The following is a 14,187-nucleotide window of genomic DNA, read 5'->3' on the forward strand; positions in this document are numbered from 1 at the left end:
AGTTGTCAGACATGGCGTCGATCCTGGTCGACGCCGGAGCCGGGTGTCAAGTGACCCGGGCGGACTTTCGGGGGGAAGGGGCGTCAGGAGACCGTGCCGTAGAGGCGGTCGCCGGCGTCGCCGAGCCCGGGAACGATGTAGCCGACCTCGTTCAGCCGCTCGTCGAGGGCGCCGAGCACGATGGTGAGGCTGCGGCCCTGGGTCGCCTCCTCGACGGCCTTCAGGCCCTCGGGTGCGGCGATGAGGCAGACGGCGGTCACGTCCACCGCTCCGCGCTCGAAGAGGTACTCGATGGCGGCGAGCAGGGAGCCGCCCGTCGCGAGCATCGGGTCGAGGATGAAGCACTGCCGGTTCGACAGGTCGTCGGGGAGTCGCTCGGCGTAGATCGCCGGCTGCAGGGTCTCCTCGTTGCGGACCATGCCGAGGAAGCCGACCTCGGCGTTGGGCATGAGCTTCACCATGCCCTCGAGCATCCCGAGCCCTGCGCGCAGGATCGGCACCACGAGCGGCTTCGGGTCGCTGATGGCGAGGCCGGTGGTGCGCGACACCGGGGTGTCGATCTCGATCGGCTCGGTGCGCACGCCGCGGGTCGCCTCGTAGGCCAGCAGGGTCACGAGCTCCTCGGTGAGAGCGCGGAAGGTGGGCGAGGGGGTCGCCTTGTCGCGGAGCACCGTGAGCTTGTGCGTGACGAGAGGGTGGTCGGCGACATGCACTCGCATAAGCTCAAATCTAGCCGGGGTCGCGCCGCCTCCGGGGAGGAGGCCGGGTGCCGGACTACGCGGGCTGGATGCGGGCCGCCCTGACGGAGGCGGAGGCCGCCCTCGCGACGGGGGACGTCCCCGTCGGCGCCGTGGTCGTCGATGCGGGCGGAGCGGTGCTCGGTCGCGGCCGCAACCGCCGGGAGGCGGACGGCGATCCGCTCGCGCACGCGGAGATCCTCGCCCTGCGCGAGGCGGCGGCGGTGCGGGGCGACTGGAACCTCGACGACTGCACCCTCGTGGTGACGCTCGAGCCGTGCGTGATGTGCGCGGGCGCGGTCCTGCAGTCCCGCGTCGGGCGCCTCGTGTACGGCGCCTGGGACGAGAAGGCGGGCGCGGTGGGATCGGTCTACGACGTGGTCCGGGACCGCCGCCTTCCGCATCGCATCGAGGTCGTGACGGGCGTGGACGCCGAGGAGAGCGCCCGGCTGCTCACCGACTTCTTCCGCGCTCGGCGACTCTGACCGCGATCAGTCGAGGGCGCGGATGACGATCGTCTCGGTCGGCGTGCCCGAGTCGGCGGCGATGTCCGGCTCGACGAAGACCGCGGCCACCCGCGAGTCCGTCGTCTTCACCTTGTGCTCGACGTCGGCGATGGCGAGCACCACGTCGGCGAGACGCAGGGTCGGCGAGAGGCCGACCCGCGTGACGATGACGAGCCCGTCGTCGCCGCGGTCCAGCGCGTGCAGTGCGGACACTCCCCGCACCTGCGGCACCTCGAGGATGGCCTGCTCGATCTCGGCCAGCTCGGCGGACACCTGAGCCATGTGAACCTCCTGACCGTTCTTGCCGCGATTCTAGGATGGGCAGGGTGACCGACGCCGCTGAAATCGCACTGCCGACCATCGCGATCCTCGGTGCAGGGTCGATGGGCGGTGCGATCCTGCAGGGTCTGCGCCAGCCGAGGGTCACCGTGGACGGCGGAATCCGCATCACCACCCGCCGCGCCGATCCGGGCCGCCATCCGGGCGTCACCGCCTACGCCCTCGAGGAGGACGAGTCAGCGAACCGCCGCGCCGTCGAGGGCGCCGCCATCGTGCTGCTCGGGGTGAAGCCGGTCGGCATCGCGGCGCTGGCGGAGGAGATCGCGGGCGACCTGGCGCCCGGCACGCTCGTCATCAGTGTCGCGGCCGGGGTCACGACCGCGGCGATCGAGCGGCGGCTCCCCGACACGGTGGCCGTCGTCCGCGCCATGCCGAACACGCCGTCCACCGTGGGACTGGGGGTCACGGGGATCAGCGCGGGCAGCCGCGCCTCCGCCGAGCACCTGCAGCTTGCGCGGACGCTGTTCGAGACCGTCGGCTCGGTGCTCGACCTGTCCGAGGACCGCATCGATGCCCTGAGCACGATCTCCGGCTCCGGACCCGCCTACGTCTTCTATCTGATCGAGCAGCTGCAGGCGGCCGCCCGCGCTCGCGGCTTCACGGACGACGAGGCCGCCCTCCTCGTTCAGGGCACCTTCCGCGGCGCCGTCGAGCTGCTCGCCTCGAGCGGCGTCGCCCCGGAGGAGCTCCGTCGCCGGGTCACCAGCCCGAACGGCACGACCGAGCGCGCGATCGCCGTGCTCGAGCGCGCGGATCTGGCCGCCGTGTTCGACGAGGCGACCGCCGCCGCTCAGGCCCGCGCCGAGGAGCTGGCCCGCGACCTCGCGTGAGGCCCTCGCCACCGGCCCACTGGTGGACTCGGAGCGCGCCCCTCAGGCGATGGCGGCGAAGCGCTCGATGTCGGTCGTGTGGCCGGAGACGATGACGAGGTCGTGCGTCGACACCACCGTCTCGGCGGTCGCGTAGGTGAACGGGCGACCCGGCGACTTCACGCCCACGACGGTGACGTGGTACTTGCGGCGCACCTGGGATTCGCCGAGGGGCAGGTCCCGGATCGGCTTCGGCGGGTGCATCTTCACGATCGCGAAGTCGTCATCGAACTGGATGTAGTCGAGCATGCGGCCCGAGACCAGGTGCGCGGTGCGCTCGCCGGCCTCCGCCTCCGGGTAGATGACGTGGTTGGCGCCGATCCGCTCCAGGATCTTGCCGTGTGAGCGGGAGATCGCCTTCGCCCAGATCTGCGGGACGCCGAGGTCGACGAGGTTGGCGGTGATGAGCACGCTCGCCTCGATCGACGAGCCGACGGCCACCACCGCGATCGAGAAGTCCCGAGCGCCCAGCTGGCGGAGGGCGTCGATGCTGCGCGCGTCCGCCTGCACGGCATGCGTCACGCGCTCCGACCACTTCTGGACGAGGCCCGCATCAGCGTCGACGGCGAGCACCTCTCGGTCGAGCCGGTCGAGCTGACCGGCTGTCGCCGCTCCGAATCGGCCCAGGCCGATCACCAGGACGGGGGCGTTGTGCGGGATGCGATCAACCAACGATCGGCCTCTCCTCGGCTCTGTTGAACAGCTGCCGCCGCTGGCTCGCGGCGAGGGCGGCGGCGAGCGTTACCGTGCCGATCCGGCCCATGAACATCGTCGCACTCATCACGTACTTCCCCGGATCGTCGAGGGTCGCGGTGAAGCCGGAGCTGAGCCCCGCGGTGCCGAAGGCGGAGATGACGTCGAAGAGGACGTAGTCGAGGGTCGCGTCGGAGAGCTGCAGCAGGATGATGGTGGCGACTGCCACCGTGGTCGCGCCCCACAGCACGATGGCGACCGCCAGGCGCAGCACGTCGCCCGGGATCTTGCGCTCGAACGCCTCCATCGACTCGGCGCCGCGCGCCTCGGCGAACGCGGCGAGGAAGAGGACCGCGAGCGTCGTCACCTTGATGCCGCCCGCGGTCGAGGCGGAGCCGCCGCCGACGAACATGAGCATGTCGGTGACCAGCAGGCTCGACTCCCGCATGTCGGCGAGGTCGAACGTCGCGAAGCCGCCCGAGCGGGTCATCACCGAGAGGAAGAGGGACTGGAACGCGAGCTCCGCCGGGCCCTCGGTGCCGAAGGACTCCGAGTTGCCGGCCTCGAGGATCATGTAGACGATCGCCCCGCCGAACACGAGGAGCAGCGAGGTGACGATGGTCAGCTTGACGTGCACCGACCAGCGCCGCGGCTGTCGCAGGTTCGTCGTCAGCGCGTAGATCACCGGGAAGCCGATGGCGCCGAGCACGACGCCCACCATGAGCCAGGACAGGAACCAGTGGTCGTCGAGGAACGGCTCGAAGCCCGTGTTCGGCAGCACGAAGCCGGTGTTCGTGAACGCCATGGCCGAGAACGCCACCGCGTCACCGGCCGCGGTGAGCGGATCGACTCCCTCGAGCAGGATCGTCGGGTACAGCATCACCGCGATCACGGCCTCGATCACCACGGTGCTGAGCGCGACCGTGCGGAGCAGGGTGCCGACCTCGCTGAGCCCGGTGCTGGCGCTGCCGCCCTTGCGCATCGCCATCGGGTTCACGTCGCCGGCGACGAGCAGGCGCTGGCGGAGGCCGAGCCGGCGGGTCACGACGAGACCCATGACGGACGCCATGGTGAGCACGCCCACCGCGCCGAGCTGGGTGCCGATGACGATCACGATCTGGCCGAGCAGCGACCAGTGCGTCGACATGTCGACCGTCGTGAGTCCGGTGACGCAGATCGTGGACGTGGCGGTGAACAGCGAGTCCGCCAATCCCGTCATCTCGCCGCGGCTCGACATGACGGGCAGCGAGAGCAGCACCGTCCAGAGGGTGATGAGCGCGACGAACACCACGATCGCGAAACGCGCGGGCGTCCCGGACACGAAATGGGCGAAGCCGTCCCTCAGCCGCTCACGCAGCGGCTCGCGCACCACGCGCGCCTCGCTCATGCCGACTCCTCTATCCACAAAGGCCCTGGGGCAATCCCATGCCGCCCCCTACCCTTGCACCATGGCGGACATCTTCGACGTCGTGGCCGACCCGACCCGGCGCGATCTCCTGCAGATTCTCCTGCAGCGGTACGTCGAGGGCGCGGGCGCGCCCCACGGCGGTGAGTCGAGCGTCGGTGAACTCGTGCAGCGGCTCGGCCTCAGTCAGCCGACCGTCTCGAAGCATCTCAAAGTCCTGCGCGACGCCGCGCTCGTGACCGTTCGCGACCAGGGCCAGCACCGGTACTACAGGCTGGACCTCGGCCCGCTGCGCCAGCTGGAGGACTGGCTGGTGCCGTTCCTCACCGCGGACCTCCCGCAGGAGGACGTCGCGCTCCTCGAGCCGACCCCGGTGCTCGTCCTGCCGGAGCGCCTCCGGCGGCTCGCGCACGGCATCGGCGCCGGCGGCGCATCCGCTCTGCACCGGACGCGGGGCGCGCTGCGCCCGCTCTCCGGCCGGACTCGGGCGCTCCGGCGCATGCGGTAGACGTTTTCCCCCAGGCGGCTCTCGCCCAGCCCTGACCCGACCGATGGGGCGCCGTTCGCACGGATTCAGCGCGGATACCACCCTTTCGGACGGCTTTACAGCGCTTCTCGGCCGCGCCTAGAGTTGCCCCACCCTGCACCAGATCGAGGAGAGGCCCATGTCCCTCGCCGACGCCCGCTTCCTGACCGTCGCCGAGGTCGCCGACATGATGCGGGTCTCCCGCATGACCGTCTACCGCCTCGTGCACTCCGGTGATCTGCCCGCCATCCGCTTCGGCCGGTCCTTCCGCGTGCCCGAGTCGGCCGTCGAGGAGGCCCTGCAGAACCTGGTGAACCGGGCCTCCTGATCTCGCCGGGGACGCTCCTGCGCACGTCGGATACACTGGACCGTCACGTTTTCCCGGTTCTGTACGGAACCAGGGCTCTCCGTACGTTCCGAAGAAGGTAGGCCTCATGGGCTCAGTCATCAAGAAGCGCCGCAAGCGCATGGCGAAGAAGAAGCACCGCAAGCTGCTTCGCAAGACCCGTCACCAGCGTCGCAACAAGAAGTAGACGCGCTCTCGCACCGCGCCGGTTCCCCTCGGGAGCCGGCGTTCGTGCTTTCCGGGCCCGGTTAGGCTTTCGCCGTGGTTCCCGTCACGTTGCTCGGCAAGCCCGGCTGCCACCTCTGCGACGACGCGAGGACGGCGGTGCTGCGGGTCCTGGAGGAGTTCCCGGCGGACGCGGTCGAGTTCGAGGAGCGCAGCATCCTCGACGATCCCGGCCTGCTCGAGCGCTACGCCGACGACATCCCGGTCGTCCTCGTCGCGGGCCGCGTGCACACCTACTGGCGCGTCGACCCCGAGCGCCTCCGCCGCACGGTCGACGACGCCCTCCGCTAGCCGCTTCGAGGCGCCGCGGGTCCTGCGGACATCCGCCGCCCGTAGACCATCGTGACTTGTCCGTACGACCCGCGGCAGCGTCGCCCCTTACGGCAGGAGGCGGTTCGGTCCGCGGAACAGGTACGTCACCTCGCGGATGCTCGGCAGCCCGAGCAGCAGCATGATCACGCGGTTCAGGCCCATCCCGAAGCCGCCGTGCGGCGGGACGCCGTAGCGGAAGAAGTCGAGGTAGAAGCCGAGCTCCTCGGGGTCGAGGCCCTTCTCCCGCGCCTGCGCCTCGAGCACGTCGATCCGGTGCTCGCGCTGGGCTCCGGTCGAGATCTCGGTGCCGTTGAAGATGAGGTCGTAGCTGTTGGTGAGCGCCGCGTCGCCCTCGTGACGCATGTGGTAGAAGGGCCGGATGCTCGACGCGTAGTCGGTGAGGAACACGAACTCGTGCCCGTACGTCTCCTTGACGTAGGCCGCGATGCGGCGCTCGCCCTCCGGGTCCATGTCCTCGTCGTGGCGGGGCACCGTGTAGCCGTGCTCGGCGACGATGCGCTTCGCCTCGGCGAGAGGGATGCGCGGGAACGGCGTCGCCGGAACCGTGACCTGCACCCCGAACAGCGCCTCGATCTCCTCGCCGTGCTTCTCCTTCACCGCCGTGAGGCCGGCCACCAGGAGCTCCTCGTGCATGCGCATGACGTCCTCGTGGCTGTCGACCCAGCTGATCTCGGCGTCGATGCTCGTGAACTCGGTCGCGTGGCGGGAGGTGAACGACGGGTCGGCGCGGAAGGCGGGTCCGATCTCGAACACGCGGCCGAGCCCGGCGGGCTGCGCCATCTGCTTGAAGAACTGCGGGCTCTGCGCCAGGTAGGCGGTGCCGCCGAAGTAGCCGACCTCGAACAGCTCGGCTCGGGACTCGCTCGCGCTCGCCATCAGCTTCGGCGTGTGGATCTCGACGAAGTCGTTCTCCACCCACCAGGTGCGGAGGGCGTGCTCGAACGTGGTCTGCACGCGCAGGACGAGGTTCTGCTCGGGGCGGCGGAGGTCGAGAAAGCGCCAGTCGAGGCGCTTGTCGATGCTGCTGTCGTCGGCGATCGGGCTCTCGGGGAGCGAGGCGCCGACCACGTCGAGGCCCTCGATCCTCACCTCGATGCCGCCGAGCTTGACGCGCTCGTCGTGCTTCAGAGCGCCGTCGACGCGGACGAAGCTGCCGAGTGCCAGGCCCGAGATGGCGCGCGAGATGTCGTCGTCGCCCTCGGGGCGGGGACGGACGAGCTGCACGGCGCCCGACTCGTCGCGGAGCACGACGAACTGCACCTTCTTCTGGTCGCGGACTTTCTCCACCCAGCCGGCCACGCTGACGGGGCCGTCCTCGAGGGGGGCGAGGTTCTTGACAAGGGTGCGGGCGCTCACGGCGGACAAGCCTAGCCGTCGCCGACCCGCCCGCTTCCGCCGCGGCCCGGCCGCAGGAACACGCGGCCCGACCGCAGGAACGTAGGGTTCGACGGGACGAGCCGCCCAGGATCGGCACAGCGTAGCGGTCCGTACACTTGCATCGTGGTCGCCAGCGCTCTCCATCTCGTGCGCCACGGCGAGGTGGACAACCCGGGACGGGTGCTCTACGGGCGTCTCCCCGGCTTCCGTCTCTCCGACCTGGGGCACCGGATGGCGCAGAGCGCCGCCGACGCCCTTCAGGACCGCCCGGTGCGCCGCGTGATCGCCTCCCCGCTGCAGCGCACCCAGGAGTCGGCCGCTCCGATCGCCGCCGCCTTCGGCCTCCAGGTGGAGACCGACGAGCGCATCATCGAGCCGTTCAACCGCTTCGAGGGCAAGCGCTTCGAGTTCGGCCCCAGCCTGCTCTCGAACCCGGAGGCGTGGCCCTGGGTCAGCAACCCGTTCCGGCCGAGCTGGGGCGAGCCGTACCTCAGCATCTCGGCGCGCATGCTGGCCGCGATCGCCGACGCGCACGCCTCCGTCGACGACGGCGAGGTCGTGCTCGTCTCGCACCAGCTGCCGATCTGGATGGTGCACCGCGCCCTCACGGGCCAGCGGCTGTACCACGACCCGCGCCGCCGCCGCTGCGACCTCTCGAGCATCACGACGGTCGCGAAGCGCGGGGAGCGCTTCGTCGAGACCGGCTACCGCAACCCGGCCGGACCCCTGCTCCGCGCCGCCGTCGACGAGGGAGCCGTGTGAGACGTCTGCTCGCGGCGGTCGCCGTCGTGCTCGCCGCGTCGACCCTCGCCGGCTGCGGCACCGATCCGCTGGCCGAGCAGTACCGGGCCGGCAGCGAGAAGGACTACATCGCCGGTGACGGCACGGTCGAGACGTATGTCGCCGACCAGCGGCGCTCGCCGGACGACTTCAGCGGTGAGACGGACCAGGGGGGCACCCTGTCCTCCGGCGAGCTGATCGGCGAGGTCACCGTCCTCAACTTCTGGTACGCCGGCTGCCCGCCCTGCCGCGCGGAGGCCCCGGACCTGCAGGCGCTCGCCGACGAGTTCGCCGACGACGGCGTGCAGTTCGTGGGCGTCAACACGCGCGACGAGGCCGGCACGGCGGCCGCGTTCGCCGACACGTTCGGCCTCACCTATCCGTCGCTCCTCGACTACAGGACGGCTGCGGTGCAGCTCGCCTTCAGCGCCGCGATCCCGCCGAACGCGGTGCCGACCACCCTCGTGCTCGACCGCGAGGGCCGCATCGCCGCGCGGATCCTCGGTCAGGTCACCGAGCCGAGCATCCTGCGGGCGATCATCACCGACACCGTCGCCGAGACGGACTGACATGGGCCCCGTCTCGGACGCGGTCACCGGGCCGCTGGTGCTCGCCCTGCCGGTCGCGCTGCTCGCCGGCCTCGTGTCCTTCGCATCGCCGTGCGTGCTGCCGCTGGTGCCCGGCTACCTGGCGTACATCGGCGGGTTCGCGGACGGCCGGTCGAGCGCCGCGGATCGGAAGGGCCGGCTGCGCCTCGCGTCGGGCGTCGGGCTCTTCGTGCTCGGGTTCGCGGTCGTGTTCGTGGCCTTCGGGATCGCGTTCGGCGCGGCCGGGTTCTGGCTCATCCAGTGGCGCGACCTGCTCACCCGCATCGCGGGGGTCGTGGTCATCGCTCTCGGTCTCGTCTTCGTCGGCCGGCTCGGCGTCTTCCAGCGCACGATCCGGCCGCGCTGGCAGCCGGTGGCGGGCATCGCGGGCGCCCCCATCCTCGGCGCGGTGTTCGCGATCGGGTGGACGCCGTGCATCGGCCCCACCCTCGCCGCCATCCTGGGCCTGAGCCTCGACGGCGGATCGCCCTGGCACGGCGCGGCCCTCGGCCTCGCGTACGCGCTCGGGCTCGGCCTGCCGTTCCTCGTGGTCGCGCTCGGCTTCGGCTGGGCCACGCGCTCCGTCGCATTCCTGCGCCGGCATATCCGCGCCATCAACGTCGCGGGCGGCGTGCTGCTCGTCGCGATCGGCGTGCTCATGCTCACGGGCATCTGGAACACCTGGATGCTGCAGCTGGGGGCGGTGATCGGCGGCTATGTCACGGTCCTCTGACCTCGCCCGCCCCAGCGACCACATCGAGTCGGACGACGCGGGAGAGCCGGTCGGCGGACCGAAGCTCGGCTTCGTCGGCTCGCTCCGCTTCTTCTGGCGGCAGCTCACGAGCATGCGGACGGCGCTGTTCCTGCTGCTGCTGCTCGCCATCGCCGCGGTGCCCGGCTCGCTCGTCCCGCAGCGCAGCTCCGACCCCAACGGCGTCGTGCAGTACCGGGTCGACCATCCGGACCTGTATCCGATCGTCGACGCGCTGCAGGGCTTCGACGTCTACACGTCGGTGTGGTTCTCCTCCATCTACCTGCTGCTGTTCGTGTCGCTCATCGGATGCGTGCTGCCGCGCACGAAGCACCACTGGCAGGCGCTCCGCGCGAAGCCGCCGCGCACGCCGGCCCGGCTGACGCGGCTCGATGACGTGCAGGTGCGCTCCCTCGCCGACGACCCCGCCACCGCGCTCGACCGTGCCGAGCAGCTGCTTCGGCGCCGTCGCTACCGGACGGAGCGGTACGGCGCCTCGATCTCCGCCGAGCGCGGGTACCTCCGCGAGACCGGCAATCTCGTCTTCCACGCCTCGCTCGTCGGCATCCTCCTGGCGGTCGCGCTCGGGGGGAGCTTCGGCTACAGCGGGCAGAAGATCGTCGTCGAGGGTGAGCCCTTCGTCAATTACGTGGCCGGCTACGACTCGTTCACCCGCGGCCGGCTCGTCAGCGACGTCGCGCTCGACCCCTACCGGATCACCCTCGACAGCCTCGACGTCGTCTACGAGACCGAGAACGAGCACGCGGTCGGCCAGGCGCTCGACTACACGGCCAACGTGACGGTGCAGCAGCCGGGCGAGTCGGGGACGGCGACGTCGACGATCAAGGTCAACGAGCCCCTGCGCGTGGACGGGACCACCGTCTACTTGCTCGGCAACGGGTACGCGCCGCGTATCACCGTGCGGAACGCCGACGGCGACGTCGCGTTCTCGGGCGCGGTGCCGTTCCTGCCGCAGGACACGAACCTCACCTCGATCGGCGTCGTCAAGGTGCCGGACGGCCTGCCGGAGCAGCTCGGCATGATCGGGTTCTTCTATCCGACCGTCGGCCAGCTCGACACCGGCGCTCTCACGTCCGCCTACCCGGACCTGACCGATCCGGTGCTGCAGCTGAACGTCTACGAGGGCGACCTCGGCCTCGACGAGGGTGTGCCGGTCTCCGTCTACACGCTCGAGACGGACGATCTGACCCAGATCGCCGGCCGCGGCACCGACGTGCCCGCCGTCGACCTCGCGCCGGGTCAGACCGCGGACCTGCCGGACGGCCTCGGCAGCGTGACGTTCGACGGGGTGAGCCGGTATGCGTCCCTCGAGATCCACCATGACCCCAGCCAGGGCTGGGTGCTCCTGTTCGCGATCCTGGTGCTGGCGGGGCTGCTCACCTCCCTCTTCGTGCCCCGCCGCCGCATGTGGGTGAAGGTCCTGACGGAGGGGGATGGTCGCCTGCGGGTCGAGTACGCCGGCCTCGCGCGCGGCGACGACCCGGGCCTCTCCGCAGCGGTCGCCGAGCTGGCCGAGGAGCATGCGGGCGCGGATCCGGCCCTCAGCAGGACGACGTAGGCTGTGGCCGTGACGCAGACCCTCGACGAGATCTCCGCGATCCTCCTCTTCTCGGGGATGGGCGTGTACGCGCTCGCGTTCATCGCCTTCACGCTCGATCTCGCCCGCCGCTCCGCCCGTGCGGACGTCGTCGCCGAGAGCGGAGCCGAGCGCATCGCGCGCGCCCGCGCCGGCGGAAGCACGGCGACGCTGGAGAGGCCGCCGGTCGCCGCGGCGCCCGCGGAGCGGGCATCCGCCAGCCTCCGGGTCGGCGTCACGCTCGCCGTCCTCGGCTGGCTGCTGCACCTCGGCGCCACCGTGCTCCGTGGCGTGGCCGCCGCTCGTGTGCCGTGGGCGAACATGTACGAGTTCGCGATGACGGGCACCCTGCTCATCATGGGCGTCTTCCTGGTGCTGCTCGTCCGCCGCGACCTGCGCTTCCTCGGCGCGATCATCACCGGGCTCGTCGTGCTCCTGCTCGGCATTTCGACCGTCGGCTTCCGCGTCGAGGTCGTGCCGCTGCCTCCGGCGCTCCAGTCCTACTGGCTCGTCATCCACGTGCTCGTCGCGATCCTCGCCACCGCGTTCTTCACGGTCGGCTTCGCCCTCTCCCTCGTGCAGCTCATGCAGGCACGGCGTGAGGCGGGGCGGCAGGTGAGGTTCCGGATGCCGGCCTCGATCCCCAGCTCGACCGCGCTCGAGAACAGCGCCTACCGCGTCGTCATCGTGGGCTTCATCTTCTGGACGTTCACGCTCATCGCGGGCGCCATCTGGGCGGAGCACGCCTGGGGCCGCTACTGGGGCTGGGACACCAAGGAGGTGTGGACGTTCATCATCTGGACGATCTACGCCGGCTACATCCACGCCCGCGCCACCCGCGGCTGGCGGGGCTCCCGCTCGGCGTGGCTCGCGATCGTGGGCTACTCGGCGGTCCTGTTCAACTTCGGCATCGTCAACGTCTTCTTCAAGGGCCTGCACGCCTACTCGGGCCTCTGATCCGATCTCACCGGATCTGACTACAGGAGCGCCGCGCAGCGGGTGATGCGGTCGCGCCACCACGCGGCCCGCTCCGGCGGAGCCGCCCAGCGCTCGAGCAGCGCCGGGTCCGGCTCCACCCGGCCGACGCGGACGACGCCGTCGACCGGCACCAGGGGGTCCGTCGCCACGTCGGCCGCCAGCAGCGACCCCGTGCCGAGACCGCAGTCGTAGGGCAGCTCGGGCAGCGCGGCGGCCAGCGCGGCCCCCATCGCGAGGCCGACCGACGTGTCGAGCGCGCTCGAGACGACGGCCGGCAGTCCGGTCGCCGCCGCGACGGCGAGCGCCGGCCGGATGCCGCCGAGCGGTGCGGCCTTGAGGATGACCACCCCGCCGGCGCCGGCGCGGGCCGCGGCGGCGGGGTCGTCGGCCTTGCGCACCGCCTCGTCGAGGGCCACGGGGACGTCGAGGTAGCGGATCCGCCGGTTCAGCTCGACGAGCTCCTCCACGCTCTCGCAGGGCTGCTCGAGGTACTCGAGGTCGAACTCGGCGAGCCGGTGGACGGCTCGTTCGGCCTCGTCGACGCTCCAGCGCCCGTTCGCGTCGAGGCGGATGCGCCCCTCCGGGCCGAGGGTCGCACGCACGGCGCGCACCCGGTCGACGTCGTCGTCGGCGGTGCCGCCCGGTTCCGCGACCTTCACCTTCGCGGTGCGGCATCCGGGGTACAGGGCGAGGACGGCGGCGACGTCGTCGGCGGGCACCGCGGGCACCGTGGCGTTGACGGGGATGACGTCGCGCCGCGGAGTCGGGGGAGCGGACCACCCGAACTCGATCGCGGCCGCGAGCCAGCGCGCCGACTCGGCGTCGTCGTACTCGGGAAAGGGCGAGAACTCCGCCCAGCCCTCCGGGCCGCGCACGAGGGCGGCCTCCCGCCGGTCGAGGCCGCGGAACCGGCGGCGCATCGGCAGGTCGACGACGTGCAGGCTGTCGAGCAGATCGGCGGGCGCGGCCACGACACCCATTCTGGTGGCGGCGGCGATCGCTAGACGCTCTAGCGTTCCGACTAGAGTGGGCGGATGGCCGCGGATCCCGTCGACGCACCGCACTACTGGTACGGGGCCGACGACCGCATGCCGAGCGCCGCGGTGCTCGAGTCGCTGCGGGCCTACCGGGCGGCCGAGACGGCGATGCGCCGGCGGACCCGCGAGTCGATGCACATGGGGGAGAGCGATCTGCTCGCCCTGCGCTATCTGCTGCGGGCGGAGCGCGAGCACCGAGCGGTGACCCCGAAGGACCTCGCCGACTATCTGGCCATCTCCACCGCGTCGACGAGCGTCCTGCTCAACCGGCTGGAGAAGAGCGGGCACATCCGCCGCGCGCCGCATCCGACGGACCGGCGCGCCCTCGTGGTGACCTCGACGGGCGCCTCCGACGACGAGGTCCGCGCCACCCTCGGCCGGATGCACGCCCGGATGCTCGAGGTCGCGGCACAGCTGAGCGTGGACGAGGCCGCGGTCGTGATCCGGTTCCTGGACGGCATGCGGGAGGCGGTGGACGCGATCGACGTCCCCGACGGGGCCGCGTCCGAGAGTGCGCGGCCGGCCGACTCCGAGGCCTGACCCGCCCGCGCACCCCTTCTCCGGACACGTCGACGCGGTTCCGGTCGGCGAGGGGGCCGGACGCGAACGACGCCTCCCACTCCGGATGGACCCGGCGTGGAAGGCGTCGCAGGAAGGAGCTTCTACGCTCCGGCGAGGGTGAGGAAGCCGGCCGCGGTGATCAGCGTGGCGCCGGCGGCGAACACCGCGGTGACGGAGGCGAGGATGCGCTCGCGGCGCTCCCGGGCGTTGTAGGAGGCGGTTAGTGCGGCGGGCTCGAAGGCGGCGCGGGCGTCCTGCTCGGTGTCGAAGCGGCCCACGAGGGCGCCGAAGGGGTCGCGCGCCTCCCACTTCTCGCCGACGCGCTCGATCATCCCCGCGTAGTTGCCGTCGAAGGCTCCGCTCGTGAGGTCGTCGCTGACCTTGGTCCAGCGGGGGGCGCGAGTGGCGAGCGTGGTCGTCATGGTTCTTCCCTTCCGGGGGAGGTTGATCGGTACAGGAAGAACTTACCTAGAGCATCTAGCAAGGTCGCGGGGCTGGTGTTCCGGCGTCCGGTGGTGTAAGCCTCGACCAGCCGGCACG

The 14,187-nt window shown here is 71.4% G+C and carries 19 protein-coding genes; 12 read left to right on the forward strand and 7 right to left on the reverse strand.

What is annotated here, in order from left to right:
- Nucleotides 1-83 precede the first annotated feature (83 nt).
- Nucleotides 84-719 (reverse strand): uracil phosphoribosyltransferase, encoded by a 636-nt coding sequence (gene upp, locus J3P36_RS12035; RefSeq protein ID WP_210508417.1) that lies wholly within the window; start codon nt 717-719, stop codon nt 84-86.
- Nucleotides 720-787: 68 nt separating this feature from the next.
- Between upp and tadA the strand changes: the two genes are divergently transcribed.
- On the forward strand, nt 788-1,222 hold the full coding sequence (gene tadA, locus J3P36_RS12040; RefSeq protein ID WP_210508601.1) for a tRNA adenosine(34) deaminase TadA: 435 nt from the start codon (nt 788-790) through the stop codon (nt 1,220-1,222).
- 6 nt (nt 1,223-1,228) lie between these two features.
- On the opposite strand, the gene J3P36_RS12045 is transcribed toward tadA, so the two are convergent.
- On the reverse strand, nt 1,229-1,525 hold the full coding sequence (locus J3P36_RS12045; protein WP_210508419.1) for a hypothetical protein: 297 nt from the start codon (nt 1,523-1,525) through the stop codon (nt 1,229-1,231).
- A gap of 35 nt (nt 1,526-1,560) precedes the next feature.
- Here J3P36_RS12045 and proC point away from each other — a divergent pair, with 35 nt between their 5' ends.
- Complete coding sequence (gene proC, locus J3P36_RS12050; RefSeq protein WP_210508420.1) at nt 1,561-2,412, forward strand: pyrroline-5-carboxylate reductase; 852 nt, start codon at nt 1,561-1,563, stop codon at nt 2,410-2,412.
- Nucleotides 2,413-2,454: 42 nt separating this feature from the next.
- Here the strand turns inward: proC and J3P36_RS12055 are convergent, their stop codons facing one another.
- A complete protein-coding gene (locus J3P36_RS12055; RefSeq protein ID WP_210508428.1) occupies nt 2,455-3,123 on the reverse strand; it encodes a TrkA family potassium uptake protein in 669 nt (222 codons plus the stop codon).
- Complete coding sequence (locus J3P36_RS12060) at nt 3,116-4,531, reverse strand: TrkH family potassium uptake protein (protein WP_210508429.1); 1,416 nt, start codon at nt 4,529-4,531, stop codon at nt 3,116-3,118. Before J3P36_RS12060 ends, J3P36_RS12055 begins: the two co-directional genes overlap by 8 nt.
- A 61-nt stretch (nt 4,532-4,592) precedes the next feature.
- Here J3P36_RS12060 and J3P36_RS12065 point away from each other — a divergent pair, with 61 nt between their 5' ends.
- The 4 genes from J3P36_RS12065 to J3P36_RS12080 all read left to right on the forward strand — a co-directional run bounded on the left by J3P36_RS12065 (nt 4,593) and on the right by J3P36_RS12080 (nt 5,937).
- Nucleotides 4,593-5,057: a helix-turn-helix transcriptional regulator gene (locus J3P36_RS12065; protein ID WP_210508430.1), complete on the forward strand. Its 465-nt coding sequence runs from the start codon at nt 4,593-4,595 to the stop codon at nt 5,055-5,057.
- Nucleotides 5,058-5,214: 157 nt separating this feature from the next.
- On the forward strand, nt 5,215-5,403 hold the full coding sequence (locus J3P36_RS12070) for a helix-turn-helix domain-containing protein (protein ID WP_210508431.1): 189 nt from the start codon (nt 5,215-5,217) through the stop codon (nt 5,401-5,403).
- A gap of 106 nt (nt 5,404-5,509) precedes the next feature.
- A complete protein-coding gene (locus J3P36_RS12075; protein ID WP_003792170.1) occupies nt 5,510-5,608 on the forward strand; it encodes a 30S ribosomal protein bS22 in 99 nt (32 codons plus the stop codon).
- A gap of 74 nt (nt 5,609-5,682) precedes the next feature.
- Complete coding sequence (locus J3P36_RS12080; RefSeq protein WP_210508432.1) at nt 5,683-5,937, forward strand: glutaredoxin family protein; 255 nt, start codon at nt 5,683-5,685, stop codon at nt 5,935-5,937.
- 87 nt (nt 5,938-6,024) lie between these two features.
- Here the strand turns inward: J3P36_RS12080 and aspS are convergent, their stop codons facing one another.
- On the reverse strand, nt 6,025-7,335 hold the full coding sequence (aspS, locus tag J3P36_RS12085; protein WP_307807076.1) for an aspartate--tRNA(Asn) ligase: 1,311 nt from the start codon (nt 7,333-7,335) through the stop codon (nt 6,025-6,027).
- A gap of 144 nt (nt 7,336-7,479) precedes the next feature.
- Here aspS and J3P36_RS12090 point away from each other — a divergent pair, with 144 nt between their 5' ends.
- The 5 genes from J3P36_RS12090 to ccsB are packed head-to-tail and all read left to right on the forward strand — an operon-like array spanning nt 7,480 to nt 12,028.
- Nucleotides 7,480-8,118 (forward strand): histidine phosphatase family protein, encoded by a 639-nt coding sequence (locus J3P36_RS12090; RefSeq protein WP_210508434.1) that lies wholly within the window; start codon nt 7,480-7,482, stop codon nt 8,116-8,118.
- The gene (locus J3P36_RS12095) at nt 8,115-8,705 is read left to right on the forward strand and encodes a TlpA disulfide reductase family protein (RefSeq protein ID WP_210508435.1); all 591 of its coding nucleotides are present in this window, start codon (nt 8,115-8,117) and stop codon (nt 8,703-8,705) included. Before J3P36_RS12090 ends, J3P36_RS12095 begins: the two co-directional genes overlap by 4 nt.
- Before the next feature lies 1 nt (nt 8,706).
- Nucleotides 8,707-9,456: a cytochrome c biogenesis protein CcdA gene (locus J3P36_RS12100; protein ID WP_210508436.1), complete on the forward strand. Its 750-nt coding sequence runs from the start codon at nt 8,707-8,709 to the stop codon at nt 9,454-9,456.
- Nucleotides 9,440-11,053 carry a cytochrome c biogenesis protein ResB gene (locus J3P36_RS12105; protein ID WP_210508437.1) on the forward strand — a complete coding sequence of 538 codons (1,614 nt, stop codon included), beginning with the start codon at nt 9,440-9,442 and terminating at the stop codon, nt 11,051-11,053. Before J3P36_RS12100 ends, J3P36_RS12105 begins: the two co-directional genes overlap by 17 nt.
- A 9-nt stretch (nt 11,054-11,062) precedes the next feature.
- Complete coding sequence (gene ccsB, locus J3P36_RS12110; RefSeq protein WP_307807077.1) at nt 11,063-12,028, forward strand: c-type cytochrome biogenesis protein CcsB; 966 nt, start codon at nt 11,063-11,065, stop codon at nt 12,026-12,028.
- Nucleotides 12,029-12,048: 20 nt separating this feature from the next.
- Here the strand turns inward: ccsB and J3P36_RS12115 are convergent, their stop codons facing one another.
- Nucleotides 12,049-13,020, reverse strand: a complete 972-nt coding sequence (locus J3P36_RS12115; RefSeq protein ID WP_374100722.1) for an o-succinylbenzoate synthase — start codon at nt 13,018-13,020, stop codon at nt 12,049-12,051.
- A 63-nt stretch (nt 13,021-13,083) separates the two neighbouring features.
- On the opposite strand from J3P36_RS12115, the gene J3P36_RS12120 reads away from it, so the two are divergent.
- Nucleotides 13,084-13,626: a MarR family winged helix-turn-helix transcriptional regulator gene (locus J3P36_RS12120; RefSeq protein ID WP_210508439.1), complete on the forward strand. Its 543-nt coding sequence runs from the start codon at nt 13,084-13,086 to the stop codon at nt 13,624-13,626.
- A gap of 122 nt (nt 13,627-13,748) precedes the next feature.
- On the opposite strand, the gene J3P36_RS12125 is transcribed toward J3P36_RS12120, so the two are convergent.
- Nucleotides 13,749-14,069 carry a hypothetical protein gene (locus J3P36_RS12125; protein WP_210508440.1) on the reverse strand — a complete coding sequence of 107 codons (321 nt, stop codon included), beginning with the start codon at nt 14,067-14,069 and terminating at the stop codon, nt 13,749-13,751.
- Nucleotides 14,070-14,187 lie beyond the last annotated feature (118 nt).

The organism is Naasia sp. SYSU D00057 (assembly GCF_017916505.1).
In the GTDB taxonomy this organism is placed as follows: Bacteria; Actinomycetota; Actinomycetes; order Actinomycetales; family Microbacteriaceae; genus Naasia.